Annotated in this window: 23 protein-coding genes; 7 read left to right on the forward strand and 16 right to left on the reverse strand. The window is 71.2% G+C overall.

Annotated features, from left to right (window positions below; genetic code table 11):
- Positions 1-80: 80 nt before the first annotated feature.
- The 3 genes from ACZ7L7_RS21475 (at position 81) to ACZ7L7_RS21485 (ending at position 3,194) form a co-directional block, all read left to right on the forward strand.
- The gene (locus ACZ7L7_RS21475) at positions 81-815 is read left to right on the forward strand and encodes a FadR/GntR family transcriptional regulator (RefSeq protein ID WP_453604418.1); all 735 of its coding nucleotides are present in this window, start codon (positions 81-83) and stop codon (positions 813-815) included.
- Positions 816-991: 176 nt separating this feature from the next.
- On the forward strand, positions 992-2,437 hold the full coding sequence (gene eat, locus ACZ7L7_RS21480; RefSeq protein ID WP_285511500.1) for an ethanolamine permease: 1,446 nt from the start codon (positions 992-994) through the stop codon (positions 2,435-2,437).
- A 46-nt stretch (positions 2,438-2,483) separates the two neighbouring features.
- A complete protein-coding gene (locus ACZ7L7_RS21485; RefSeq protein ID WP_285511501.1) occupies positions 2,484-3,194 on the forward strand; it encodes a gamma-glutamyl-gamma-aminobutyrate hydrolase family protein in 711 nt (236 codons plus the stop codon).
- 47 nt (positions 3,195-3,241) lie between these two features.
- Here the strand turns inward: ACZ7L7_RS21485 and ACZ7L7_RS21490 are convergent, their stop codons facing one another.
- The gene (locus ACZ7L7_RS21490; RefSeq protein WP_285511502.1) at positions 3,242-4,150 is read right to left on the reverse strand and encodes a LysR family transcriptional regulator; all 909 of its coding nucleotides are present in this window, start codon (positions 4,148-4,150) and stop codon (positions 3,242-3,244) included.
- A 71-nt stretch (positions 4,151-4,221) separates the two neighbouring features.
- Between ACZ7L7_RS21490 and ACZ7L7_RS21495 the strand changes: the two genes are divergently transcribed.
- Positions 4,222-5,367, forward strand: a complete 1,146-nt coding sequence (locus ACZ7L7_RS21495; RefSeq protein WP_472076820.1) for a TDT family transporter — start codon at positions 4,222-4,224, stop codon at positions 5,365-5,367.
- Here the strand turns inward: ACZ7L7_RS21495 and ACZ7L7_RS21500 are convergent.
- The 4 genes from ACZ7L7_RS21500 to ACZ7L7_RS21515 all read right to left on the reverse strand — a co-directional run bounded on the left by ACZ7L7_RS21500 (position 5,279) and on the right by ACZ7L7_RS21515 (position 10,605).
- The gene (locus ACZ7L7_RS21500; protein ID WP_472076822.1) at positions 5,279-5,998 is read right to left on the reverse strand and encodes a helical backbone metal receptor; all 720 of its coding nucleotides are present in this window, start codon (positions 5,996-5,998) and stop codon (positions 5,279-5,281) included. The genes ACZ7L7_RS21495 and ACZ7L7_RS21500 overlap by 89 nt on opposite strands.
- On the reverse strand, positions 5,998-6,564 hold the full coding sequence (locus ACZ7L7_RS21505) for a helix-turn-helix domain-containing protein (RefSeq protein WP_472076824.1): 567 nt from the start codon (positions 6,562-6,564) through the stop codon (positions 5,998-6,000). The genes ACZ7L7_RS21500 and ACZ7L7_RS21505 overlap by 1 nt, the downstream gene beginning before the upstream one ends.
- Positions 6,565-6,944: 380 nt before the next feature.
- Positions 6,945-9,557, reverse strand: a complete 2,613-nt coding sequence (locus ACZ7L7_RS21510; RefSeq protein ID WP_472076826.1) for an ABC transporter permease/substrate binding protein — start codon at positions 9,555-9,557, stop codon at positions 6,945-6,947.
- On the reverse strand, positions 9,550-10,605 hold the full coding sequence (locus ACZ7L7_RS21515; protein ID WP_285511507.1) for a quaternary amine ABC transporter ATP-binding protein: 1,056 nt from the start codon (positions 10,603-10,605) through the stop codon (positions 9,550-9,552). Before ACZ7L7_RS21515 ends, ACZ7L7_RS21510 begins: the two co-directional genes overlap by 8 nt.
- A gap of 202 nt (positions 10,606-10,807) precedes the next feature.
- Between ACZ7L7_RS21515 and ACZ7L7_RS21520 the strand changes: the two genes are divergently transcribed.
- The 3 genes from ACZ7L7_RS21520 to ACZ7L7_RS21530 all read left to right on the forward strand — a co-directional run bounded on the left by ACZ7L7_RS21520 (position 10,808) and on the right by ACZ7L7_RS21530 (position 13,727).
- Positions 10,808-11,737: a 5'-3' exonuclease gene (locus ACZ7L7_RS21520; protein ID WP_285511692.1), complete on the forward strand. Its 930-nt coding sequence runs from the start codon at positions 10,808-10,810 to the stop codon at positions 11,735-11,737.
- 203 nt (positions 11,738-11,940) lie between these two features.
- On the forward strand, positions 11,941-12,783 hold the full coding sequence (locus ACZ7L7_RS21525) for a siderophore-interacting protein (protein WP_285511508.1): 843 nt from the start codon (positions 11,941-11,943) through the stop codon (positions 12,781-12,783).
- Positions 12,780-13,727, forward strand: coding sequence for an RluA family pseudouridine synthase (locus ACZ7L7_RS21530; RefSeq protein ID WP_285511509.1), 948 nt, complete (start codon positions 12,780-12,782; stop codon positions 13,725-13,727). Before ACZ7L7_RS21525 ends, ACZ7L7_RS21530 begins: the two co-directional genes overlap by 4 nt.
- On the opposite strand, the gene ACZ7L7_RS21535 is transcribed toward ACZ7L7_RS21530, so the two are convergent.
- The 11 genes from ACZ7L7_RS21535 to ACZ7L7_RS21585 form a co-directional block, all read right to left on the reverse strand.
- Entirely contained in the window at positions 13,721-15,223 is a 1,503-nt protein-coding gene (locus ACZ7L7_RS21535) for a cytochrome P450 (RefSeq protein WP_453604434.1), read from the reverse strand. The genes ACZ7L7_RS21530 and ACZ7L7_RS21535 overlap by 7 nt on opposite strands.
- Positions 15,224-15,291: 68 nt before the next feature.
- The gene (locus ACZ7L7_RS21540; protein ID WP_285511511.1) at positions 15,292-15,912 is read right to left on the reverse strand and encodes a GTP-binding protein; all 621 of its coding nucleotides are present in this window, start codon (positions 15,910-15,912) and stop codon (positions 15,292-15,294) included.
- Positions 15,893-16,285, reverse strand: coding sequence for a DUF742 domain-containing protein (locus ACZ7L7_RS21545; protein ID WP_250751148.1), 393 nt, complete (start codon positions 16,283-16,285; stop codon positions 15,893-15,895). Before ACZ7L7_RS21545 ends, ACZ7L7_RS21540 begins: the two co-directional genes overlap by 20 nt.
- Entirely contained in the window at positions 16,282-16,689 is a 408-nt protein-coding gene (locus ACZ7L7_RS21550) for a roadblock/LC7 domain-containing protein (protein ID WP_015661667.1), read from the reverse strand. Before ACZ7L7_RS21550 ends, ACZ7L7_RS21545 begins: the two co-directional genes overlap by 4 nt.
- A complete protein-coding gene (locus ACZ7L7_RS21555) occupies positions 16,686-18,299 on the reverse strand; it encodes a sensor histidine kinase (RefSeq protein WP_285511512.1) in 1,614 nt (537 codons plus the stop codon). The genes ACZ7L7_RS21550 and ACZ7L7_RS21555 overlap by 4 nt, the downstream gene beginning before the upstream one ends.
- A 385-nt stretch (positions 18,300-18,684) precedes the next feature.
- Positions 18,685-21,540 carry a DEAD/DEAH box helicase gene (locus ACZ7L7_RS21560; protein WP_285511513.1) on the reverse strand — a complete coding sequence of 952 codons (2,856 nt, stop codon included), beginning with the start codon at positions 21,538-21,540 and terminating at the stop codon, positions 18,685-18,687.
- Positions 21,541-21,580: 40 nt separating this feature from the next.
- Positions 21,581-22,471, reverse strand: coding sequence for a diacylglycerol kinase (locus tag ACZ7L7_RS21565; protein ID WP_285511514.1), 891 nt, complete (start codon positions 22,469-22,471; stop codon positions 21,581-21,583).
- Positions 22,472-22,502: 31 nt separating this feature from the next.
- Positions 22,503-23,450 carry a twin-arginine translocase subunit TatC gene (tatC, locus tag ACZ7L7_RS21570; protein ID WP_285511515.1) on the reverse strand — a complete coding sequence of 316 codons (948 nt, stop codon included), beginning with the start codon at positions 23,448-23,450 and terminating at the stop codon, positions 22,503-22,505.
- A 47-nt stretch (positions 23,451-23,497) separates the two neighbouring features.
- Positions 23,498-23,782: a Sec-independent protein translocase subunit TatA gene (gene tatA, locus ACZ7L7_RS21575; RefSeq protein WP_093722618.1), complete on the reverse strand. Its 285-nt coding sequence runs from the start codon at positions 23,780-23,782 to the stop codon at positions 23,498-23,500.
- 261 nt (positions 23,783-24,043) lie between these two features.
- Positions 24,044-24,238: a hypothetical protein gene (locus ACZ7L7_RS21580; protein ID WP_093722619.1), complete on the reverse strand. Its 195-nt coding sequence runs from the start codon at positions 24,236-24,238 to the stop codon at positions 24,044-24,046.
- A gap of 10 nt (positions 24,239-24,248) precedes the next feature.
- A complete protein-coding gene (locus ACZ7L7_RS21585) occupies positions 24,249-24,509 on the reverse strand; it encodes a hypothetical protein (protein ID WP_093722620.1) in 261 nt (86 codons plus the stop codon).
- Positions 24,510-24,582: the final 73 nt, after the last annotated feature.

Consider the following 24,582-nt stretch of genomic DNA (forward strand, 5'->3'; position numbering starts at 1 on the left):
GGGGTCCCGGTCGTCCGAGGACCGGTCGCGAGCCATAAGGTATTGCTGAGAACCATTGTTTGGGAAGGGGACGCGGCCAGATGACCGGGGAAGTCGCCGAGGGAATCGGGGACCGGCTGGCGCCGGTACTGCGGCCGGTGCGGGCGGGCAGCGGGTTCGAGGAGGCACTGGAGCAGATCCTCCAGGTGGTGCGGCTCGGACTGGTGCCGGCCGGTGAGCGGCTCCCGGCCGAACGCGAGCTGGCCGAACGGCTCGGCATCAGCCGCGTCACCCTGCGCGAGGTGCTGAAGGTGCTCCAGGACCAGGGGCTGGTGGAGTCCCGGCGCGGCCGCTACGGCGGCACCTTCGTCCTGCCCCGCCCCACCGAGACCGGCAGTGACGAACTGCGGCGCCGGATCGCCGAGGTGGACATCGAGGACGTGCTGCGCTTCCGGGAGGTGCTGGAGGTGGGGGCGGCGGAGCTGTGCGCGGCGCACGGCCTGACCGACGAGCAGGCGGACCGGCTGCGCGAGGCCCTCGCCGGCACGCGCGACGCCCCGCTCGCCGAGTACCGGCGGCAGGACACCCTGTTCCACCTCACGCTGGCCGAGCTGTCCGGCTCCCCCACACTGACCGCGCAGTACGCGGCGGTCCGGGCCGGCGTCAACGACCTGCTGGACTGCATCCCGCTGCTGGTGCGCAACCTCGAACACTCCCAGCAGCAGCACACCGCCCTGGTCGAGGCGGTCCTGGAGGGCGACACCGACGGCGCCCGCGAGGTCATGCGCGAGCACTGCGCGGGGACGGCGGCCCTGCTGCGGGGATTCCTGACCTGAGCCGGGGGCTCCCGTGCGGCGTTGCCCGGGATCCGTGTCCGAACGGTGAGAGTTTACGGAGGCGATACGCACGGGTCTTGCGCTCGGGCGGCCCACCCCGCGAAGGTATGGCCCCACAAAGGTCTGGATCCATGCCATTGCCGTCCCCATCCCACCGCCCCCTGGGGAGACGCCCCATGACCCTTCCGTCCACCTCCTCCGAGACCACCACCGAACCGGACGACTACCTCGAACGCAGGAAGCTGCGCCGGGGCAGCGCCGGCTGGCTGCTGCTGACCGGCCTCGGCGTCGCCTACGTCGTCTCCGGCGACTACTCCGGCTGGAACTTCGGCCTCGCCGAGGGCGGCTTCGGCGGCCTGGCCATCGCCATGGTCCTCATGGGCGCCATGTACGCCTGCATGGTCCTCGCCCTGGCCGAGCTGTCGTCGATCCTGCCCACCGCCGGCGGCGGCTACGGCTTCGCCCGCCGGGCGCTCGGCCCCTGGGGCGGGTTCCTCACCGGCACGGCCATCCTCATCGAGTACGTCCTCGCGCCCGCCGCGATCGCCATCTTCATCGGCGACTACGTCGAGTCCCTCGGCCTGTTCGGCCTGGAGTCCGGCTGGCCGGTGTACCTGGCGTGCTTCATCATCTTCATCGGCATCCACCTGTGGGGCGTCGGCGAGGCGCTGCGCTTCAGCTTCGTCGTCACCGGCATCGCCGTGGCCGCGCTGCTGGTCTTCGCGCTCGGCGCGCTGCCCGACTTCGACGCCTCCGGCCTGGACGACATCCCCGTCGACTCCGAGGCGTTCGGCGCGAGCTCCTGGCTGCCGATGGGCCTGCTGGGCATCTGGGCCGCGTTCCCCTTCGGCATGTGGTTCTTCCTGGGCGTGGAGGGCGTGCCGCTGGCCGCCGAGGAGACCAAGGAACCGGCCCGCACCCTGCCCCGCGCGATCCGCTGGTCCATGGGCATCCTGGTGGCGCTGGCCCTGATCACCTTCTTCACGGCGGCCGGGGCGCGCGGCTCCTCGGCGGTCATGGACGCGGGCAACCCGCTGGTGGAGGCGCTCCAGCCGGACGGCGAGCCGACCACGCTCAGCCGGATCGTCAACTACGCCGGTCTCGCGGGCCTGGTGGCGTCGTTCTTCTCACTGATCTACGCCGGTTCACGGCAGCTGTTCGCCCTGTCCCGCGCCGGGTACCTGCCCAAGTTCCTGTCCCTGACCAGCCGCCGCAGGGCGCCGTACCTGGGCCTGCTGGTGCCGGGCGCGATCGGCTTCGCGCTCGCCGCGGGCACCGGCAACGGCGCGCGCATGCTCAACATCGCGGTGTTCGGAGCGACCATCTCCTACGCCCTGATGTCGCTGTCCCACATCGTGCTGCGCCGCCGCGAGCCGGAGCTGCCGCGGCCGTACCGGACGCCGGGCGGCATCGCCACGTCCTCGGTGGCGCTGGTGCTGGCCTGCGCGGCGCTGGTCGCCACGTTCCTGGTGGACGTGACGGCCGCGTTCATCGCGCTGGCGGTGTACCTGGTGGCCCTCGCCTACTTCGGCCTGTACAGCAGGAAGCACCTGGTGGCCAAGGCGCCGGAGGAGGAGTTCGCGGCGCTGGCCGCGGCCGAGGCAGAGTTGTCCCGGGACTGACCGGGAGCGGAGCCCGGAGCGCCGGGCCGAGAGAACTGGAGGAGTCTTGAGCACGAAGGCCAGGCCGCTGATCGGCGTCAGCACCTATCTGGAGGCCGAGGCGCGCTGGAGGGGGTGGGAATTGGAGGCGGCGCTGCTGCCCTCCGGCTACCCGCGGCTCGTCCAGCGGGCGGGCGGCCTGGCCGCGATGCTCCCGCCGGACGCGCCCGAGCACGCGGCGGCGACGGTCGCCCGCCTGGACGGCCTGGTCGTCGCGGGCGGGCCCGATGTGGAGCCGGTGCGCTACGGCGCCGAGCCCGATCCGCGCACCGGTCCCCCGGCGCGGGAGCGGGACGCGTGGGAACTGGCCCTGATCGAGGCCGCGTTGGCGGCGCGCAAGCCCGTGCTCGGGATCTGCCGGGGCATGCAGCTGCTGAACGTCGCCCTCGGCGGCACCCTGGTCCAGCATCTGGAGGGGCACGCCGAAGAGGTCGGCGTCTTCGGCCGGCACCCCGTGAAGCCGGTCCCGGGCACGCGGTACGCCGCGATCGTCCCGGAGGAGACCTCGGTACCGACGTTCCACCACCAGTGCGTGGACCGTCTCGGCGCCGGTCTGGTCCCCTCGGCGCACGCGGCGGACGGCACGGTGGAGGCGGTCGAACTGCCCGCCGACGCGGGCTGGGTGCTCGGGGTGCAGTGGCACCCGGAGATGGGCGAGGACGTACGCGTGATGCGGGCGATGGTGGAGGAGTGCCACCACGCGCGCGAGGGGCGATAGGGCGGGGAACGCCTGCGCCGGCCTCAGGCGCGCAGGGGAGGGACGGCCTACGCCCGCGTGAGGTGCAGCAGGTCGCGGGCCGGGCCCACCGGGCGGTGTCCGGTCGGCCAGACCGCCCTGAGGTCCCGGGCCAGGGACACATCGGCCACGGGGATGCTCACCAGGCGGCGCATGGCCAGTTCCTCGCGGACGGCGAGTTCGCTCAGTACGGCGGGGCCCGCGCCGCCGACGGCCGCCGCCTTCACGGCCGTCGTGGACGAAAGCTCGATCAGCGGGCGCGCCAGGCCGCCGAGGGCGGTGTCGAGGACTTGCCGGGTGCCCGAGCCCTGCTCGCGCAGGATGAGCGGCGTGGCGGCCAGCTCCTCGGAGGTCAGCGGGCGACGACGGCGTGACCAGGGATGGCCGGGGGCCGTGACGACGATGAGCCGGTCGTGGGCGATCACCACCGAGTCCAGGCCCGTCGGCACGGTCAGCCCCTCCACGAACCCCAGGTCCGCCTCGTCCGCGAGCAGCCGATCGGCGACCGCGGCGGAGTTCCCGGCCAGCAGCGACACCGCCGTGTCCGGGCGTCCCGCGCGCAGCGCCAGCAGCCAGCCGGGCAGCAGGTACTCGGCGATCGTCATGCTCGCCGCCACCCGCAGCCGTGAGTCCCGCTGGTCCCGCAGCGCCTGCGCGCCCGCGTCGAAGGCCTCCGCCGCCTCCACGATGCGCCGCGCCCAGTCGGTCACCAGCGCCCCGGCGTCGGTCAGCCGTGAGCCACGCGGGGACCGGTCCACCAGCGCCACCCCGAGCTGCCGCTCCATCGACCGGATCCGGCTGCTGGCCGCGGGCTGGGTGATGCCCAGCTCCCGGGCCGCCCCGCCGAGGCTGCCGAGCCTGGCCACCGCCAGCAGCAGCTCCAGCGCGCCGAGGTCCGGCACGCGGTGGGCCAGGGAGGAAGTCACCGCACTGCTCATAAGTCCAGCTTATGCCCTCATAGGAACGTACTCCCTGGTGGTGGCCCCCCTTCCGGCGCGACCGTGATCCCATGGTCACCGCCGCCCAGCCCCACCGCCGTGCCCGGGCCGTCCGTCACCTCGGACCGAACTGGTACGCCTGCGTCATGGGAACCGCGATCGTCGCCACCGCCGGCGCCGCGCTCCCGCTGCCCCTCCCCCGCGCCGCGCTCACCGCCGTGTGGGCCCTGTCCCTGGCCCTGCTGCTCGCCCTCCTGGCCGCCCGCGCCCTGCACTGGACCCACCACCTCGACCAGGCCCGCGCCCACCTCCTCGACCCCGCCACGGCGCCCTTCTACGGCTGCCTGTCCATGGCCCTGCTCGCGGTCGGCGGCGGCGCCCTCTCCGTCGGCCGGGACTGGATCGGCACCGAGGCCGCGGCCACTCTCGACTTCGTGCTGTTCGGCGCCGGTACGGCCGTGGGACTCGCGGCCGCGGTCGCCGTCCCGTACCTGATGGCCGTACGCCACCGCGTGGAGCCGGGCCAGGCCACCCCCGTATGGCTGCTGCCGCTCGTCGCCCCCATGGTGTCGGCGGCCCTCGGCCCGCAACTGGTGCCGTACCTGCCGCCCGGACAGGCGCGCGAGACGCTGCTGCTGGCCTGCGTCGCGATGTTCGGGCTGAGCCTGCTGGCGACCCTCCTGATGCTGCCGCTGGTCTTCGCCCGGCTGATCACCGCGGGACCGCTGCCGCTCGCGCTGACCCCGACCCTGTTCCTGGTGCTGGGCCCGCTCGGCCAGTCGACGACCGCCGTCGGGCAGTTCGCGCGGTACGCGCCGGGAGCCGTGCCCGACCCGTACGCCGAGGGCTTCGACATCCTGACCGTGCTGTACGGGGTGCCGGTGATGGGGTTCGCGCTGCTGTGGCTGGTCCTGGCCACCGCGCACGTGGTGCGCGCCCGGCGCCGGGGCATGGGGTTCGCGATGACCTGGTGGGCGTTCACCTTCCCGGTCGGCACCTGCGTCACCGGCGCCGAGGCCCTGGCCCGGCACACCGGGCTCGTGGTGTACGACGCCCTCGCCGTCGCCCTGTACGCCCTGCTGGTCGGCGCCTGGCTGACCGCCGCCGCGCACACCGCGCGCGGGCTGGTCAGCGGTGCGCTGCTCGCAGGGCCGCGCCCAGCACTTCCGGCGCCTCGGCCAGTGACGGTCCGTACCAGGTCAGGTGCCGTCCGCTGACCAGGGCGCAGGGCAGGCCGGGGAAGGCCTCGGGGCCGTCGTCGGCGGTGAAGCGGTAGGGCTCGTCCGGGAGGACGACCACGTCCGGGGCGGCCGCCCGCAGCTCCGCCGGCGGGACGCGCGGGTAGCGGTCCTCGTGGGCCGCGTACAGGTGGTTCACGCCGAGCCGGGACAGCACGTCACCGGCGAAGGTGTCGCGGCCCAGGACCATCCAGGGGCGCCGCCAGATCGGCACCACGGCGGTACGGCGCTCCTCCGGGGCGGGCAGCTCCGCCCACGCCCGCTCGGCCTCGTCCAGCCAGCGCGGGCGGCTCGCGGTCCCGCAGGCGGCCAGCACCCGCTCCAGCTCGGCGAAGGCCTGCGGCACCTCGCGGACCTCGGTCACCAGCACCTCCACGCCCGCTGTGCGCAGGGCGTCGAGGTCGGGGGCGCGGTTCTCCTCCTCATTGGCGATCACCAGGTCGGGGGCGAGGTCGAGAATGCGCTCGACCTTTGGGTTCTTGGTGCCGCCGATCCGGGCCACGTCCAGGTCCGCCGGGTGTGTGCACCAGTCGGTGGCGCCGACCAGCACGCTGGGCGCCGAGACCGCGACGGCCTCCGTCAGGGACGGCACCAGGGAGACGACCCGCATCAGCGCGGCCGGTCCTGGACCGCCTCGATGTGCTCGGCCACCGCCACGACCACCACCCGGGTCTCCGGCACCGTGGCCCGCCAGCGGTGGCGGACCCCGCCGGTCAGGTACAGGGTGTCCCCACGGCCCAGGCGGTACGCGCGGCCCTCGGCCTCGATCTCTACGGCGCCGTCGGCGACGTAGAGCAGCTGGTCGTTGCGGTACTGGATCTCGCGGCCCGCCTCGTGGTCGCCGGTGAACTCGGAGGCGTGCATCTGGTGGTGGCCGCGCACCAGGGAGCGGGTGCGGGGCTCGGGCGTGGACTCGGCCGCTTCGGCGCGTACGACATCCACGCTGCACGCCGGGTCGGCGGCGGCGAGGAGCTCGACGGCCGTGGTGCGCAGGGCGTCGGCGAGCTTCTCCAGGGAGCTGCGGGAGGGGCGGGCCCTGTCGTTCTCGACCTGGCTGAGGAAGGGCACCGACAGTCCGCTGCGCTCGGCCACGACGGCGAGGGTGAGTTCCAGGGCACGACGGCGCCGGCGCACGGCCGCGCCCACGCGCAGGGGCTGCTCCTTGTGGTCGCCCATGGCTCCGGCTCCCTCCTTCACCCGTGTGTCCCGCGCCGAGTCCTCTGAAGAGTTCCTTGCACCCTACGCATGTTCGGCAAACCGTTTCATGCGGCCGTCACAACCACGTCATACGCCCGTGCCCGCGACCTCATACTTCGCGCCACCGCGGGGGCGCGGACGCCCGCGGACTGTGTGCGATTCAACCTGTACCAGGTGCCGCGGCGACGGCGGAAGTACCTGGTGGGACCGGCGGTAAGGGCCCACTGGCCCTAGTTGGCCGGATTTCGGCGGCATGGAAGCGGTAGGGGAGCGGCGCGAAATCGGCACGGAAAAGGGGCGGGCGCCCGGCACCGTCAGATGTGCCGGGCGCCCGCCGGAATCGGGGCTCGAAGCGCGCGCTAGGCGGCCGGAGTCATCCGCTCGACGATGCCGGGGTGCTCCTGGACCCAGGCGGCGACGGCCTCTTCCTCATGGCCCTGCCCGCGGTCCTTGATCTCCCGCTCCAGGGTGCCCAGCTCCGCCTCGCTCATCCGGAAGTTCTTGATCCACTCGGTGAGCCGCGGGTACCGCTCGGGGAACTCCTGGTTGGAGATCGTCCGGATGGTGTTGCCCTCACCGAAGTGCTTCTCGGGGTCCTTCAGCTTGGTCAGCTCGTACTCGCTGTACGCCCAGTGCGGGGACCAGAGCGTGACGGCGACGGGCTCCTTCTTGGCGTAGGCCCGCTTCAGCTCGGCGAGCATGGCGGGGGTGGAGCCGTCGACGACCTTGTACTCGTCCTTCAGTCCGTAGCCGGGCAGCACCCTGTTCTTGAGCAGGTCCATCTCGCCGGTGCCGGGCTCGATACCGATGATCCTCCCGTCGAAGAGGTCGGACTTGCCCTTGAGGTCGGCCAGGGAGTCGACGCCCTTGACGTAGGAGGGCACCGCGATCTCCAGTGAGGTCGGCTCGTACCAGGTCCCCAGGTCACGCAGCTTGTCCTTGTGCCGGTCCCAGTAGTTCTTCTGGGCGTGCGGCAGCCAGGCGTCGAAGTTGAGGTCCAGGTCGCCCGAGGCGAGGCCGGTGTAGACGGGGCCGACGTCCATCTGCTTGAGGTTCAGCTTGTAGCCGCGCCGTTCCAGGACGTTCTTCCACAGGTAGGTGATCGCGACGTCCTCGTCCCACGGGAACCAGGCCACGTCCAGCGCACGCTTCGCCTCGGCCGGGGTGCCGGTGTCCTGGACGGGGGCGAGCTTGTCGACGAGCCCGGGGTTGTCCTTCAGCCAGGCGCGTACGGCGTCCTGCTGCCTGCCCTTGCCCGCCTTGTTGATCTGCGACTCCAGGCCGGTGAGCTGCTCCTCGGTGAGCGTGAAGTTCTTCAGCCACTCACCGACGACCGGGTTCTCCTTGGCGAAGCCCTTGCGGGCCAGCGTGTGCACCTCGTCGCCCGCGCCCCAGGCCTTCCTGGGGTCCTTGAGCTTCTTCAAGTCGTAGTCGCTGTACGCCCAGTGCGGCGACCACAGCGTGACGACGACCGGTTCCTTCTTGTCGTACGCGCGCTTGAGCTCGGCCAGCATGGCGGGGGTGGAGCTGTCGACGACCTTGAACTCCTTGTCCAGGCCGTACTCCTTGAGGACCTTGCTCTTGAGCAGGCTCATCATTCCGGCGCTGGACTCGATGCCGGTGATCTTCCCGTCGAACTGCCCGGCCTTGCCCTTGAGGTCGTCGAGGGAGTCGATGTCCTTCATGTAGGCGGGCACGCTCAGTTCGAGGGAGGTCGGCCCGTACCAGGAGCCCAGGTCGTCGAGGCGGTCTCCGTACTTCTTCCAGTACTGCTCGTGCGTGACGGGCAGCCAGGAGTCGGTCTGGAAGTCGATGTCGCCCTGTGCAAGGGAGGTGTAGAGGGGTCCGGCGTCGAACTGCTCGGTCTCGACGTCGTATCCGCGCTGCTCCAGGATCTCCTTCCACAGGAAGGTGGAGGCGACGCCCTCGTCCCAGGGGATGTAGCCGATGCTGATCTTCTTGCCCTGGCCCACGTTCTTGCCGCCCGCGACCGGCTCGGCCTGGTCGCCGCCGCCGAAGACGCCCATGCCGCCCGCGACGAGCGCGAGCACGACGACGCCGATGACGGCGACGGAGGCGCGGGGGCGGTACGACCAGATCTTCAGGCCCTGTGCGGCACGCGCCCGGGCGGCGGCGCGGCGGCCGAGCGGGGAGACCTGGGTGCCCAGCGCGCTGGTCATCCGGTCCAGGTAGATCGCGAGGATCACGATGGCGATGCCCGCCTCGGCGCCGAGGCCGATGTTGAGCTGGCCGATGGCCTCGTTGACGTCGCCGCCGAGGCCGCCGGTGCCGACCATGCCGGCGATGGCCGCCATGGACAGGCCGAGCATGATGACCTGGTTGACGCCGGCCATCACGGTGGGCAGGGCGAGCGGGAGCTGGACGCGCAGCAGGGTGTTGCGCGGGGTGGTGCCGAACGCCTCGGCGGCCTCGACGAGTTCCTTGTCGACCTGGCGGATGCCCAGCTCGGTCATGCGGACGCCGGGGGCGAGCGCGAAGACCAGGGTGGCGACGATGCCGGCGGCGGCGCCGCTGCCGAAGAAGAGGATCGCCGGGATCAGGTAGACCATCGCGGGCAGCGTCTGCATCAGGTCCAGGCCGGGTCGCACGATCGCGCTGACCCGGTTGGAGCGCGCCGCCCAGATGCCGAGCGGCACCGAGATCACCAGCGCGATGACCGTGGCGACGAGCACCAGCGACAGGGTGACCATCGCGTTCTCCCACAGGTCGAGGGAGATGACGAAGCCGAAGCCGACGAAGGTGAGGACACCGGCGAGGGTGCCGCGCAGCCAGCACGCGAGCACCGCGAAGATGCCCACCAGCAGCAGGGGTTCGGGCGCCTGGAGGACGGCGTCGACGCCGTCGTAGGCGCCGCGGAAGACCTGCTCGAAGAAGTCGAAAAGCCAGCCCATGTGGGTGGTGAGCCACTCGACGCCGTCGTTGACCCACGAACCGAACTCGATCCTAGGCACGGGCCACCTCCGGGGTGCCCTCGCCGAGGAAGCCGATCAGACGGCTGCCCGGGACGACTCCGACGACCTTGCGCTCGGCGTCCAGTACGGCCACCGGGTGCGTCAGCCGGGCGCTGATCGCGCACAGCTCGGTGAACGGCGTGTCCGGGGTCGCGGTCTCGCAGCCGCTCTCGCAGCCGCAGTCGGCCTCGTCGCCGCGCACGTCGCGGTCCATGACGGCGGCGGCGGTGAGCACGCGGGAGCGGTCGACGTCCTGGGTGAAGGAGGCGACGTAGTCGTCGGCGGGGCGGACCAGGATGTCCTCGGCGGTGCCGATCTGGACGATCCGGCCGTCGCGCATGACGGCGACCCGGTCGCCGAGGCGCATGGCCTCGTTGAGGTCGTGGGTGATGAAGACGATGGTCTTCTTCAGCTTCGTCTGCAGTTCCAGGAGCTGGTCCTGCATGTCCCGGCGGATCAGCGGGTCCAGCGCGCTGAAGGACTCGTCCATCAGCAGCAGGTCGGCGTCGGTGGCCAGCGCGCGGGCCAGGCCCACGCGCTGCTGCATGCCGCCGGACAGCTCGTCGGGCCAGGACTTCTCCCAGCCCTTCAGGCCGCACAGCTCCAGCGCCTCGGTGGCGCGGGCGAGCCGCTCGGCCCTGGGGACGCCCTGGACCTCAAGGCCGTAGGCGGCGTTCTCCAGGACACTGCGGTGCGGGAAGAGCGCGAAGTGCTGGAAGACCATGCTGATCTTGTGGGCGCGGACCTCGCGCAGTTCGCGCGCGCCGAGCGCGGTGAGGTCCTGGCCGTCGAAGCGGACGTGTCCGGCGGTGGGCTCCAGCAGGCCGTTGAGCATGCGCAGCAGCGTGGACTTGCCCGAGCCGGACAGGCCCATGACGACGAAGATCTGGCCGGGTTCCACGGTGAAGGAGGCGTCGATGACGGCCGCGGTGGTGCCCTCGGCGCGCAGTTCCTCCCGGTCGGCTCCGGCCCGGAGCCGCTCCACCGCCTGCTGTTCCCGCCTGCCGAACACCTTGTAGAGATGTTCGGCCTCTAGTCTCGCTGACACGGATACCTCTTGCTTCGACGACAAAGACAGCGGAGCGTGCCGGCGACGGTTGCACACCGAGACGACATCGCTCCGATGGCGCGCCTGCCCTTGATCCCCAAGGCCAAACGGACAAGTGGTCCAGGCCACAAAACTTTGCGTATGACACAACCCGTTGCGTCGGCGTTGCGTCGGGGGCCCGCTGTCAGTGACGTACGGCATGATGCGAGGCGTGACCGGACGACTGATGCTCCTCGACACCGCCTCGCTGTACTTCCGCGCCTACTTCGGCGTGCCGGACTCCGTGAAGGCCCCGGACGGCACTCCGGTGAACGCCGTGCGCGGGCTGCTGGACTTCATCGACCGCCTGGTCAAGGACCACCACCCGGACTCCCTGGTGGCGTGCATGGACGCCGACTGGCGCCCGCAGTGGCGGGTGGACCTGATCCCCTCCTACAAGGCGCACCGGGTCGCCGAGGAGCGCGAGGTCGGGCCGGACGAGGAGGAGGTGCCGGACACCCTCTCGCCGCAGGTGCCGGTCATCGAGGCGGTGCTGGACGCGCTGGGCATCGCGCGCGTGGGCGTCGAGGGGTACGAGGCGGACGATGTGATCGGCACGTTCACCGCGCGGGCGAAGGGCCCGGTGGACATCGTCACCGGCGACCGGGACCTGTACCAGCTGGTGGACGACGCGCGCGGGGTGCGGGTGCTGTACCCGCTCAAGGGCGTGGGCACCCTGCAGCTGACCGACGAGGCGTGGCTGCGCGAGAAGTACGGCGTGGACGGCCGGGGGTACGCGGATCTGGCACTGCTGCGGGGCGACCCGAGCGACGGCCTGCCGGGCGTGCCGGGCATCGGCGAGAAGACGGCGGCGAAGCTGCTGGCGGAGTTCGGCGACCTGGCCGGGATCATGGCGGCCCTGGACGATCCGCGGGCCAAGCTCACTCCGTCGCAGCGCAAGCGGCTGGAGGAGTCGCGGCCGTATGTGGCGGTGGCGCCGAAGGTCGTACGGGTCGCGGACGACGTACCGCTGCCGGACGTGGACACCACGCTGCCGCGCGCCCCGCGCGACCCGGGCGCGCTGAAGGAGCTGGCGGAGCGCTGGGGTCTCGGGGGCTCCCTGCAACGGCTGCTGACGACGCTCGCGCCGTGAACGGGCGTGCGGGCGCGGAGAGGTGTGAAGAGCCGTGAAGGAACGTTCCCCATCGAGTGAATGAGGTGCGGCGGACCGGGAATTCGTCCCTTAAATTCTCCTTCGTGCCCTTTGCCGCACGGGTCATTAGCCTTGTCGTAGAGGTCATTTCCCCGCGAAGGTGCTAACTTAGGTAACCCTAAGCTTATTCGAGGGAGGCCGTCATGGCAGCACGCCCTGCCCGCAAGCCGCGCAGGCTCCACACCGCGCAGGTCGTCCGCACCGAACGGCTGACCCCGCACATGCAGCGCGTCGTCCTCGGCGGCGAAGGCCTGGCCGCCTTCGCCGCGGACACCTGCACCGACCACTATGTGAAGCTCCTCTTCGGCCCCGCCGGCGTCACCTACCCCGAGCCGTTCGACCTGGACCGGATCAGGGACCAGTTCCCGCGGGACCAGTGGCCGGTGACCCGGACCTACACCGTGCGCTCCTGGGACGCCCGTCACCGGGAGCTGACCCTGGACTTCGTCATCCACGGCGACGAGGGCCTCGCGGGCCCCTGGGCGATGCGGGCCCAGCCGGGCGAGACGGTGCGTTTCATGGGCCCCGGCGGCGCCTACGCCCCCGACCCCACCGCCGACTGGCATCTCCTGGTCGGCGACGAGAGCGCGCTGCCCGCGATCGCCCGCTCCCTGGAGGCGCTGCCCGCCGGTGCGCGCGCGTACGCCTTCGTGGAGATCGCGGGCCCGGAGGAGGAGCAGAAGATCGACTCCGACGTCGAGGTGACCTGGCTGCACCGCGGCGACCGCCCGGTCGGCCAGGCCGTCGTCGAAGCCGTGCGCTCCTTCGACTTCCCCGACGGCCGGCTGCACGCCTTCGTGCACGGCGAGGCCGCCTTCGTGAAGGACCTGCGCCGGCTGCTGCGCGTGGAGCGCCAGATCCCGCGCGAGGACCTGTCCGTCTCCGGCTACTGGCGCCTCGGCCACAACGAGGACGGCTGGCAGGCGTCCAAGCCGGAGTGGAACGCCCTCATCGAGGCGGAACAGGAAGGCGCGCCCGCCGCGTGAGACGCAGGACCCCTCCCCCGCCCGCCCCGCTCCCCCAGCGCGACGGCGTCGACCCGGTACGGGTCCGGCTGCCCGGCGGGGGCCGGTGGGCGACCGTACGGGAGCATCTGGTCGAGCGGCTCTCCGCGGGGGACGGGGTCGTTGAGCAGATGTTCGAGGAGGGGTTGTTCGTCGGGGCCGACGGACGGCCCCTCACCGGCGATACGGCCTACGAGCCGGGCATGTTCGTGTGGTTCCACCGGGAACGGGCCGACGAGGTCCCCGTCCCGTTCGAGCTGGAGATCGTGCACCGCGACGAGCACATCGTCGTCGCCGACAAGCCGCACTTCCTGGCCACCACCCCGCGCGGCAGCCACATCACCCAGACCGCGCTGGCCCGGCTGCGCCGTGAGCTGGACCTGCCCACGCTCGGCGCCGCACACCGTCTGGACCGGCTCACCGCCGGACTGGTGCTGTTCACCGTCCGCCCCGAGGAACGCGGCGCCTACCAGACACTGTTCCGCGACAAGCGGGTGCGCAAGGAGTACGAGGCGGTCGCGCCGTACGATCCCGCGCTGACCCTGCCGACGACCGTACGCAGCCGGATCGTCAAGGAGCGCGGGGAGATGGCCGCCCGCGAGGTGCCGGGCGAACCGAACGCCGTGAGCCGGATCGAGCTCGTCGGACACCGGGCCGACGGTCTCGGGCGGTACCGACTGCTGCCGTCGACCGGACAGACCCATCAACTGCGGGTCCACATGAACGCCCTGGGCGTGCCGATCCTCGGCGATCCGCTCTACCCCCACGTCGCCGACCCCGTGCCGGCCGGTGACTTCCGGCGCCCGCTGCAACTGCTGGCGCGGGCACTGGAGTTCACCGATCCGGTCACGGGGGTCGAGCACCGCTTCCGCAGCGCGCGGACGCTCGGCGCCTGGGAGTCGTACGCCGACTGGGCCGGTCAGTAACCCCGCCACCAGCGCACGAGGCGGCGCAGGGCACCCGGCCTGCGCTCGGGCTGCGCGGCCTGCACCGGCTGCGCCGGTGCCTGCGGGGCCGCGGCAGGCATCGGATGGGGCTGCGGCTGCGCGGGCTGCGGTGCCGGGGTCCGCGGGGCCGAGGTGACGTGCCAGGAGGGCCGCTGGGTCGGCACCATGTTCAGGCCGGGCTTGACGGTCACGTCCTGCGTCGGCTTCGGCTCGAAGCGGACCGGGAGCGCCACCAGGTGCCGGGAGGCGATGGACTGACGCCAGGTCAGGTCCTCCTCGGCGCAGTCGAGCCGGACGTCCGGCAGCCGTGCCAGCAGCGCGTCCACACCGACGTCGGCGATGCCACGCGCGATGTCCTGACCGGGACACTCGTGCGGGCCGCCGCCGAAGGCGAGGTGCGAACGGTTGCCCTGCATGTTCGCGGACAGGTCCGGCCGCACCCGCGGGTCGACATTGCCGGGCGCGATCCCGAACAGCAGCCCGTCGCCCTTGCGGATGCGCTTGCCGCCCAGCTCGGTGTCCTGCTTGGCGTAGTAGGCGAAGACGGTGCTGAACGGCGGCTCGTCCCACAGGGACTGCTCCACCGCCTCCGGCACCGTCATCTGGCCGCCCTTGAGCTGGGCGCGGAAGCGCGGGTCGGTGAGGACCATGCGCAGCACGTTGGCGATCAGGTTGGCCGTCGCCTCGTAGGCCGCCATCAGCACCACCCACAGGTGCTTGGTGATCTCGTCGTCGGTCAGCCGGGCGGGGTGGGCCATGAGCTGGCTGGTGAAGTCGTCCGCCGGTTCGGCCCGGCGGCGCTCGGTGAGCCGTTGCAGGGCGCCCATCACATAGCCGTGGCTGGAGATGGCGGTCTCCGAGCCGCGCAGCATGTCCCGGGTGGCCTGCACCATCCGGTCGTTGTACTCGTCGGGCATGCCGAGGATCTCGCACATCACCGCCATCGGCAGGTGCTCGGCGAACTGGCCGACCAGATCGGCCCGGCCCTGCTCGCAGAACTGGTTGACCAGGCGCTGTGTGGAGCGGTTGATGTAGCGGCGGATGCCGCGGTGGTCGATGGTGGACATGGCGCCGGTGACCGCGCCGCGCAGCCTCAGGTGCTCGTCGCCCTCGGCGTAGGAGCAGATCGGCTCCCAGGCGATGTGCGGCATCAGCGGGTGGTCGGGCTTGACCATGCCCTCCAGCAGCGGGGTCCAGATACGGCTGTCCCGGCAGAACTGCGAGGGGCTGCGCACCATGTGCATGTTCTCGGCGTGGCCGAGCACCACCCACATCGGTACGTCGTCGTGGAGCAGCACCGGCGCCACCGGTCCGTGCTCGTCGCGCAGTTCCTCGTACAGCTCCTCCAGGTCCTCCGCCTCCGGGCCGTAGAGCCGGCGCAGCCCTCCCGGCCCGGGGCTGTGGGCGGGGCAGCCCGGCGGCGGGCCCGAGCGCGGGTCGTCCGTGCCGGTCAGGGAGTGGGATTCAGGCGTCACGTGGTCGCTCCGAAGTGGATCCGGTGTCGGGGGAGTTCGGTCGGATACGTCGGTCGGGTGAGCGTCGGTCAGGTGAGCGCGCCCGTCATGGCGAGCGAGTGCAGGAAGCGCATCAGGGTCATCAGGGTGTCCCGGCTGGAGGCGCGGCGGCGGGCGTCGCACTCCACGATGGGGATCTCCGGTGCCAGGTCGAGCGCCTCGCGCAGCTCCTCGACCGGGTAACGGGGCGCGTCCGGGAAGGAGTTGACGGCGACCACGAAGGGCACCCCACGCTCCTCCAGCCGTCCTATGACGTCGAAGCTGACCTCCAGGCGTCGGGTGTCGATCAGCACCACCGCGCCGAGCGCCCCCTCGAACAGGCCGTTCCACAGGAACCAGAAGCGCTCCTGGCCGGGGGTGCCGAAGAGGTACAGCACGAGCTTCTCGGTGATGCTGATCCGGCCGAAGTCCATGGCCACGGTGGTGGCGGTCTTGGTGTCGGAACCGAAGTTGTCGTCGATCCCGATGCCCGCCTGGGTCATGGTCTCCTCGGTGGTCAGCGGTTTGATCTCGCTGACCGAGCCGACCATGGTCGTCTTGCCGACGCCGAAACCGCCCACGATGACGATCTTCACCGCGGCCTGGACGGTCTGCGGCAGTCGGTCCTCGGTGCGTGGTCCCGGGATGGTGTCAGAGTTTTTGAAGTCCATGCATCACCGCTTCGAGGAGGGAACGGTCGGCGACCGACTGCCGCACCAGCGGCTTGTGCGCCTCGACCAGTTCGTCCGCCAGCATCTGGGTGAGCACGACCGTCACCACGCTGAACGGGAGACTGAGATATGCGGACAGCTCGGCCACGGACAGCGGGGCCGTGCAGAGCCGGAGCAGCGCCGTCTGCTCGGGCGTGGCGGAGGGCGGTGGATCGGCGCGCGCCACGATTAAGGTGACCAGGTCGAGGTTGGCCCGGTCCCCGCCGTCTCCGCCGACCACGAACATCCGCTCGGGGTTCCTGCGCTCGCCCGCGGCCGGCTCGGGGGCGGGCGGCCTGCTGGGGTACCGCCTCTGGCGTTGCGGAGGAGTCATACGGTCTGCCCGTTGCGCCGGGGCGGACTGGTCAGGTGCGGACCGATCCGGTCCACCAGGTCCCGCATGCGGTTGCTCATCAGGCCGGGCTCGGCGAACGTGTCGGACAGCACCGCGAGATAGGCGTTGGGCCCGGCGGCCATCAGGTAGAAGTAGCCGCGGTTGATCTCGATGATGACCAGCTTCATCTTGCCGTCGCTGTCCGGGATCTCGTGCGCGACGGCTCCGGCCAGGCTCTGCAGTCCGGCGCAGGCGGCGGCGACACGGTCGGCGGCGTCGGGGTCGCCGCCGTGCCGGGCGATGCGCAGGCCGTCGGCGGACAGTACGACGATCATCTCGATGCCTGGTACGCCGTCGGCCAGATCCTTGAGCATCCAGTCGAAGTTGGCTCGCTGCTGGATCACTTGAGGTCCCCCTCGTCATCGGCCGGGGCGTGGGCCGGTTCGTTGGTCGGCTGGCGGAATGCGTTGGGATCGGGGTCGCGCTTGAGGCCCTCCCAGAAGGCCTCCACCCACAGTCCGGGCGGGGTGTCGTCCTCGGGTGCGGGCTCGGGGTCTGCCTTGACGGTGCCCCACAGGGGCTGCTCGCCGCGGGCGATGCGTTCCTGGTCCTCGCGTTCGTGCTTGGCCTGCTGGGCGATGCGCTCGCTGAGCGGGGTCTTGACGCGGCTGCGGCGCTGCGGCAGACCGTTGGCGGTCCACTCGGTGACGACCGGGACGTCGTCCTCCAGGGAGAGGTTCGCCGGGATCTTGGGGTTGGTGGGGCGGCGCTTCTTGGGCTTGCGCTTGGGGCCCTCGACGCCGCCGAGTTCGGGCAGCGGGGCGGCCGCGGCGCCGATGCCGTGGGCGTAGCCGGGCGCGGGGTCGCTGGTGATCATCTCGCGCGGCACGATCAGCACCGCGCGGACCCCGCCGTACGCCGAGGTGCGCAGGCTGACCTGCATGTCGAAGGCGGTGCACAGGCGGCCCACGACGGCGAGGCCCAGACGCGGGGTGTCGCCGAGCTCCTGCAGGTCGACACCGGCCTTGGCGGCCTCCAGCATGCCCTCGACCTTGGCGCGGGCCTCCTCGCTGAGACTGACGCCGGCGTCCTCGATCTCGATGGCGACGCCGGTCTGCACCTCGGTGGCGGTGACGTGCACCTTGGTCTGCGGCGGCGAGTAGCGGGTGGCGTTGTCGAGGAGTTCGGCGGCGGCGTGGATGACCGGCTCGACGGAGATACCGCGGATGTTGACCTTGGCGATGTTGTCGAGCGAGATGCGCCGGTACTCCAGGATGCGCGACATGGCGCCGCGCAGCACGCTGTAGAGCGCGACGGGCTCGGGCCACTGGCGGCCCGGCCGGCCGCCGCCGAGCACGGCGATGGAGTCGGCGAGCCGGCCGATCAGCGCGGTGCCGTGGTCGATGCGCAGCAGGTCGTCGAAGACCTCGGGGTTGCGCCCGTGGTCCTCCTCCATTTCGAGGAGTTCCTTGTTCTGCTGGTGGACGATGGCCTGCACCCGGCGGGCGATGTTGACGAAGGAGCGCTGGGCGGAGTCCCGCAGCGCCTCTTCCTCGTCGATGATCAGGAGCACGCGCTCGATCAACGCCAGCTCGGGCGCCTTGAGTTCGCGGTAGTCCGGGTTGAGCTCGCCGAGGTGGCGAATCACCTCGGCGGGGGAATTGCCGCGGTGCATGTAATCGATCGCGACGGGCACGATCTCCCGGGCGAGCCGGTCCATCTCGTAGTCGTGGGAGGCGATCCGCCGCTCCAGATACGCGGTGTGACGGGCGTGCTCCTCACGGGCGCTGCGCAGGGCACGGCCGCGGCGCACGACCTGGGAGGCCGTCGCGATCACCAGAACCGTGGCGACGGCGCCGCACCAGCCGACGGCGGCCCGCACCGGCCCCGAGACCAGGGCGGCGGCGGCTCCGGTCGCCGCGGCCATCAGTATGGCGGGGGGCAACAGCACACGCGCGTACGGCAGTTCGCGGCGCTGGGGCTGGGAGGCGGGAGGAGGTTGAACACTCACCATGTGGGCCCTCTGAAAGGAATCGGCTGGGAGTCGGGGGACTTGCAGGGGGGTACGTCATGGAACGTTCTGCGTCTTCGGGAGGTTTTGGAACAAGCGCACGAATACGCCTCAACTCGGTGCGTCGCGGGCGAGCTTAGTCCGACCGGATCATCGCCGTGTCATATTCAGCAAGCACCTGAAATCACACCCGGGACAGGAGTACCCTCGTCTCCATTTGCACGCTGCGGAATCATTCGCACACTCCGTGTCACGGGGTACGCGCGTGCGAGAACACTCACCGTGACGAGTGAGGAAACCACCCCCGGAAACGACTTCGGGGTCCCGCGTGGACATCAACCACGCGGAACCCCGTTTCACCGGCCGGAGGGTGAACCGGCCCGGCGCCTCAGCCCACCGAGGAGTAGGCCACCACTCCCCGCAGCAGCTGGTCGACCGCCTTGCGCGCGGCCTTCGCCACCGTCGAACCCTCCCGCGCGGGCGCCGCCGCGGAGATCTGCCCGAGCACGTCGATGACCTGCTTGCACCAGCGCACGAAGTCACCGGCCGGCATGTCCGCCTCGCGCAGCACCTCGTCCAGGCCCTTGCCGGAGGCCCACATGTACGCGGCCCAGGCGAAGCCCAGATCGGGCTCGCGCTGGCCCACGCCCTCGGTCTGGTTGATCCGGAAGTCCTCCTCCAGGGCGTCCAGGCGCCCCCAGATCCGGACCATCTCACCGAGCGCCGCCTTGGCCTTGCCGCTCGGCAGCTTCGGCGCCAGCGCGTCGTCCCCGACCCGCGCCTCGTACACCAACGCCGAGACGCACGCCGCGAGTTCTGCGGGCCCCAGCCCCTCCCAGACACCGGCCCGCAGGCACTCGCTGGCCAGCAGGTCCAGCTCGCCGTACAGCCGCGCCAGCCGCTTGCCGTGTTCGGTGACCTCGTCGGCGCGCAGATAGTCCAGCTCGGTCAGCAGCGCCACGATCCGGTCGAAGGTCCGCGCGATGGTGTTCGTACGCCCCTCGATGCGCCGCTCCAGCTGCGAGGTGTCGCGCAGCAGCCGGTGGTAGCGCTCGGCCCAACGGGCGTGGTCCTCGCGGTCGTTGCAGCCGTGGCAGGGATGCGCGCGGATCGCGGTGCGCAGCCGGGCGATCTCCCGGTCGTCGGCGGCCTGCGAGCGCTTCTTCCGCGCCCGCTCCGGCGGGATGTGCCCGGCCTTGGTGCGCAGCGCGGAGGCGAGGTCCCGACGGGACTGCGGGGAGCGCGGGTTGAAGGACTTCGGGATGCGCATCCGCTCCAGCGCCTCCACCGGCACCGGGAAGTCCATCGAGGCGAGCCGCTTGACCTGCCGCTCGGCGGTGAGCACCAGCGGGCGCGGCCCGTCGTGGTGGTCGAAGCCGCGGTGCCCGTTGGACCGCCCGGCGGGCAGCCCCGGATCCAGTACCAGCGCGAGACCGGCGTACTTGCCGGTCGGCACATGGATGACATCGCCCGGCTTGAGCTTCTCCAGCGCGACCGCGGCCTCCGCGCGCCGCTGGGCGGCGCCCTGGCGGGCCAGTTCGGTCTCCCGGTCCTTCAGCTCGCGGCGCAGCCGCGCGTACTCCTCGAAGTCGCCGAGGTGGCAGGTCATGGACGCCTTGTAGCCCTCAAGCCCCTCCTCGTTGCGCTGCACCTGCCGGGAGATCCCGACGACCGACTTGTCGGCCTGGAACTGCGCGAAGGAGGTCTCCAGCAGCTCGCGCGAGCGGTGCCGCCCGAACTGCTCGACGAGGTTGACCGCCATGTTGTACGACGGCTTGAAGCTGGAGCGCAGCGGATACGTACGGGTGCCCGCGAGGCCCGCGAGGTGCTCCGGGCTCATCCCCCGCTGCCACAGCACCACCGCGTGGCCCTCGACGTCGATGCCGCGGCGGCCCGCGCGTCCGGTGAGCTGGGTGTACTCGCCCGGGGTGATGTCGGCGTGCTGCTCGCCGTTCCACTTGACGAGCTTCTCCAGCACCACCGAGCGGGCGGGCATGTTGATGCCGAGCGCGAGGGTCTCGGTGGCGAACACGGCCTTGACCAGGCCGCGTACGAACAGTTCCTCGACGACCTCCTTGAACGTCGGCAGCATGCCCGCGTGATGGGCGGCGATACCGCGCTCCAGGCCCTCCAGCCACTCGTAGTACCCGAGGACGTGCAGGTCCTCGGTGGGGATGGAGGCGGTGCGCTCCTCCACCAGGGAGCGCACCTTGTGCCGCGCCTCGTCGTCGTTGAGCCGCAGTCCGGCGTACAGGCACTGCTGGACGGCGGCCTCGCAGGCGGCGCGGCTGAAGATGAAGGTGATGGCGGGCAGCAGCCCCTCGGCGTCGAGCCGTTCGATGACCTCGGGGCGGCCCGGCGTCCACACCCGCGAGCGCTGTCTGCGCTCCCGCTCGCGGTCGGCCTCGCGCATGGCGCGCCCGCGTCTGCGGTCCTGGTACGAGGGCCGGGTGGCCTCCATCCGCGCCAGTCGCGTCAAGTCGGGGTTGACGGCCTTCTTGTGGCCCTCGCCCTCCTCGAACAGGTCGTACATCCGCCGTCCGGCCAGCACGTGCTGGAACAGCGGCACCGGGCGGTGCTCGGAGACGATCACCTCGGTGTCGCCGCGCACGGTGTCCAGCCAGTCGCCGAACTCCTCCGCGTTGGACACGGTGGCCGACAGGGACACCAGGGTCACCGACTCGGGGAGGTGGATGATCACTTCCTCCCACACGGCGCCGCGGAAGCGGTCGGAGAGGTAGTGCACCTCGTCCATGACCACATAGCCCAGGCCGAGGAGGGTCTGCGAGCCCGCGTACAGCATGTTCCGCAGCACCTCGGTGGTCATCACGACCACCGGGGCGTCGGAGTTGACGCTGTTGTCGCCGGTGAGCAGGCCGACCTTTTCCGCGCCGTAGCGGCGGCACAGGTCGTTGTACTTCTGGTTCGACAGCGCCTTGATGGGCGTCGTGTAGAAGCACTTCTTGCCCTGCTGAAGGGCGAGGTGGACGGCGAACTCGCCCACGATCGTCTTGCCGGAGCCGGTGGGGGCGGCCACCAGCACGCCCTTGCCCGCTTCGAGTGCCTTGCAGGCCGCGATCTGGAAGGGATCGAGGCCGAAGTCGTACATCTCGCGGAAGCCGGCGAGCGCGGTGGCCTGCTCGGCAGCCCGTGCCCGGGCAGCCGCATAGCGCTCGGCCGGTGAGAGGTCCTCTGTCATCGTGCTTTCGAGCGTACCGGGCCCCACTGACAACAGGACGATCATTATCCGGATCCAGGTCCCGTAAACCCTGGATCCGCGCAGCTCACGGGCCTACTACGCGTACCGCCCCGGGCACACAGCGTGCGGCCAGCGGCAGGGCGCCCAGCCGCTCGCCGTCGGCGTAGCCGGTGATGTTGTCGGCGGCGATCTCGACGCGCGCGGCCCGCACCACGGTGACCTTGGGATGGCCGACGTGACCGCCTTTGTAGACGCTCGGGAACACCCGCAGCAGGGTGGCCCGGGAGCAGTCACCGACGATCGTGATGTCGAACAGGCCGTCGGTGGGGTCGGCGTCGGGGCAGATGCGCATGCCGCCGCCGTAGGAGGAGCCGTTGCCGACCGCGACGAGCGTCGCCTCGACCTCGCGGACGTCGCCGTCGTCGAGGGTGATGCGGTACGGGAAGGGGCGGAAGGCGGCCAGTTCGGCGAGCATCGCGAGGTCGTACTTCAGGCGGCCGGTGGGCCAGCGCATGCGGTTGCCGCGGTCGTTGACGCGGGAGTCGAAGCCGGAGGCGAGGACGGTGCCGAACCAGCGGTCGCCGACCTGTCCGAGGTCGATGTCGCGGATCCGGGCGCCCTTGAGGGCGTCGGCGATCGTCCGTCCCGCGGCGGCCGGGTCCCGCACCGGCAGACCGAGGGCGCGGGCGAAGTCGTTGCCGGTGCCTACGGCGACCAGACCGAGCGGGGTACGGGTGCCGGCCACGGCCTGCAGGGCGAGGTTCGCCATGCCGTCCCCGCCGACGGCGACCAGGGCGCCGGTGCCCTCCGCGACGGCGGCACGCGCGCGTGCCAGGGCATCCCCCGCGTCCTCACCGATGACGGTCCGCACACTGAACCCGGCCGCCCGCAACGCGGAAGCGGCCGGCTGCGCCGCTTGGGCGCCCCGGCCGCGGCCCGCGGTGGGATTGACGAAAAGAGTGATCTCGCTGCTCACGGCTCAGACCCTATGAGCTGCGCACTCATCCTCAGGTCACGTCGTCATAACCGTTGATCCGGTCCGTGGACGCCTGCTCGGGCAGCGCGCGGCTGGCGGAAACCGTCTCGACCTCGCCGATGTCCTCAGGCGTGAGGTCCAGGTCGGATGCCTCGTCGTCGGCGGGGCCCATCGCGTCGCGGCGGGCGCGGCGCTTGTCGTTGACGAGGGAGATCACGACCGCACCGAAGTAGAGCACCCAGATCGGTCCGGCGAGCGCCAGCATGGTCAGCGGGTCGGTGCTCGGCGTGGCGATCGCCGCGAACACGGTGATGCCCATGATCATGCCGCGCCACCAGCCGAGCATGCGCTTGCCGGTGATGATCCCGGAGAAGTTCAGCATGACCAGCAGAAGCGGCAGCTCGAAGGAGAGGCCGAAGACGACGACCATGCGGGTCACGAGGTCGAGCAGATCGTCCAGCGGCAGCAGATTGTCCACACCGAACGGGGTGAACTCGATCAGCACCTTCGCGGTGGTCGGCAGCACCTTGTACGCGAAGAGGGCACCGAGGAGGAAGAGCGGGAAACCCGTGGCGACGAACGCGTAGGCGTACCGCTTCTCATGCTTGTGCAGGCCCGGGGCGACGAAGGCCCACAACTGGTACAACCAGACCGGTGAGGCCAGTACGACACCGGCCATCAGCGACACCTTCAGAGCCAGCGTGAAGGGCGTCAGCAGACCGTTGATCGTGATCTGGGCGCACCGCTGCTCGGTCGTGGACTTGGCCAGCTCCTCGAAGCTCTTCCCGCAGCCGACCGCGTCAAGGATCGGCTCGGTGAAGAAGCTGATGATGTCCATGTAGAAGAAGGCGGCGACGATCGTCACGGCGACGATGGCCAGCAACCCCTTCGCGAGCCGGTTGCGGAGCTCGCGGAGGTGCTCCGCAAGGGGCATCCGCCCCTCGGGATCCTTCTCCTGTTTGCGGGCAGACTTCAGCAACCCACGTTCCCATCTCGTGCAGTGGGCCGGAGGTCACCGGCCCTGCGTCAGCGCTTGGTCGTGTCCGTCGGCTCGTTGACCGGGCGCGAGCTGGTCACGTCGCCGGGCGCGGCCTGGATGATGCGCTGGGCCGGGGGCTGCTCGTCGTTGTTGGGCGGGTCGGCGGGGGCGGTGGTCTTGCCGTCGTCCTTCATCGCCTTCGCCTCGCTCTTGAGGATCCGGGCGGACTTGCCGAGCGACCGAGCCATGTCCGGAAGCTTCTTCGCGCCGAACAGCAGGATGATGACGACGAGGATGAGAATGATCTCGGGAGCTCCGAGCCTTCCGAACATAAGTCTTTACCTTCTCACCGAGGCGGCTTGGGTGGGGGTACTGTCCGACCGGTCGGACAAGCGTCCGAACGATCGCGCTGACAGCGATCGTAACGCTCAGGGGTGAACGCGAGGCAATCCCCGTGCGTACTCCCAGTCCGCGGCCGGGCCTCGTTATCCGGGCCGCGACCAGCAGCGTACCTGCCACGGGCACCTCGATGACAGGGCGAAGCGACCCAAACCGCTCGTCACGCAGGACTCACACCCGCTTCTCAGCATCGCTCACAGCGAGTCCACGGCCCGCGCCGTGCTCACCGCCGCCCGCTCCAGATCCTCCGCGGCCCGGTTGATGCGCCGCGCGGACTCCGCGACCTGCCTGCCCAGGCGCTGCGCCTCCAGGAACACTCGCACCGCGAGCACCCCGAGAACGGCGAGACCCAGGAACCCCACAGCTACCGCGAACATCGGCCAGAACATGACGCCGAGCCTAGAGGGTCGAGTGCAGCCGCAGGGTGCGCACCCCGCCGCCGGTGAGCAGCTCCACGATCCGCTCCCCGGCCGGCTTGCGCACCGCGGCGCCGCACTCCGGGCAGGTGAAGGAGTAGAACGTGGTCCGGCTGCTGGCCCCGATGGCCAGCCGCAGCGCGCTCGCCGCGAGTTCGAACCGGCCCCGGCAGTCCGGGCAGCCCGCTCTGAACACGACGGGGGACACACGTCTCATCCCCGCGAACGCGGACGCCACCGACATCCCGACCGACCCCGCTTCACTCAAAGCCCCGCACTCCCTCGTTATTGGTCGATCACCCACGGGCGCCTTGTAC

Source organism: Streptomyces sp. NPDC110618 (assembly GCF_055657065.1).

Coding starts and splice junctions, on each gene's coding strand:
- ACZ7L7_RS21560 (WP_285511513.1), bottom strand. CDS start 21,540: ATGATCGTCCTGTTGTCAGTGGGGCCCGGTACGCTCGAAAGCACGATG.
- eat (WP_285511500.1), top strand. CDS start 992: ATGACCCTTCCGTCCACCTCCTCCGAGACCACCACCGAACCGGACGAC.
- ACZ7L7_RS21520 (WP_285511692.1), top strand. CDS start 10,808: ATGCGAGGCGTGACCGGACGACTGATGCTCCTCGACACCGCCTCGCTG.
- ACZ7L7_RS21490 (WP_285511502.1), bottom strand. CDS start 4,150: ATGAGCAGTGCGGTGACTTCCTCCCTGGCCCACCGCGTGCCGGACCTC.
- ACZ7L7_RS21545 (WP_250751148.1), bottom strand. CDS start 16,285: ATGACTCCTCCGCAACGCCAGAGGCGGTACCCCAGCAGGCCGCCCGCC.
- ACZ7L7_RS21540 (WP_285511511.1), bottom strand. CDS start 15,912: ATGGACTTCAAAAACTCTGACACCATCCCGGGACCACGCACCGAGGAC.
- ACZ7L7_RS21495 (WP_472076820.1), top strand. CDS start 4,222: ATGGTCACCGCCGCCCAGCCCCACCGCCGTGCCCGGGCCGTCCGTCAC.
- ACZ7L7_RS21525 (WP_285511508.1), top strand. CDS start 11,941: ATGGCAGCACGCCCTGCCCGCAAGCCGCGCAGGCTCCACACCGCGCAG.
- tatA (WP_093722618.1), bottom strand. CDS start 23,782: ATGTTCGGAAGGCTCGGAGCTCCCGAGATCATTCTCATCCTCGTCGTC.
- ACZ7L7_RS21585 (WP_093722620.1), bottom strand. CDS start 24,509: ATGTCGGTGGCGTCCGCGTTCGCGGGGATGAGACGTGTGTCCCCCGTC.
- ACZ7L7_RS21505 (WP_472076824.1), bottom strand. CDS start 6,564: ATGGGCGACCACAAGGAGCAGCCCCTGCGCGTGGGCGCGGCCGTGCGC.
- ACZ7L7_RS21580 (WP_093722619.1), bottom strand. CDS start 24,238: ATGTTCTGGCCGATGTTCGCGGTAGCTGTGGGGTTCCTGGGTCTCGCC.
- ACZ7L7_RS21475 (WP_453604418.1), top strand. CDS start 81: ATGACCGGGGAAGTCGCCGAGGGAATCGGGGACCGGCTGGCGCCGGTA.
- ACZ7L7_RS21500 (WP_472076822.1), bottom strand. CDS start 5,998: ATGCGGGTCGTCTCCCTGGTGCCGTCCCTGACGGAGGCCGTCGCGGTC.
- ACZ7L7_RS21555 (WP_285511512.1), bottom strand. CDS start 18,299: ATGGTGAGTGTTCAACCTCCTCCCGCCTCCCAGCCCCAGCGCCGCGAA.